Genomic DNA, 276 nt, shown 5'->3' with positions numbered 1-276 from the left:
ATCCGCGGTGATTGCACGGCCTTCGGAACCGATGACGGTGACCGATCCGCTGTTGTCGCGCACATCAGTGACATTGAACGCGCCAATGATGTCGCCTCCGCGGGCAATCACGGACTCGGCCAGCGAATCCATGAACTTCGGCGGGTTGATGTAGCGCTGGTTCTTGATGGCCACACCGGCAGCGACCTTATTGGACAGGGTCGGTTCAATGCCGCGCAGCTCATCGCCGGTGAGCAATTCGTACTCGACATTGCCGCCGGTCTTCTCGATCATTTC

At 59.1% G+C, this 276-nt stretch carries 1 protein-coding gene; it reads right to left on the bottom strand.

The genetic code is table 11. The features are described from left to right. On the bottom strand, window positions 1-276 hold a 276-nt coding region (locus Q5762_RS38220), incomplete at both ends, for an FAD-dependent oxidoreductase (protein ID WP_315896916.1).

This window comes from Streptomyces sp. P9(2023) (assembly GCF_032436795.1).
Lineage (GTDB): Bacteria > Actinomycetota > Actinomycetes > Streptomycetales > Streptomycetaceae > Streptomyces.
This window is presented reverse-complemented; position numbering and strand designations above follow the sequence as displayed.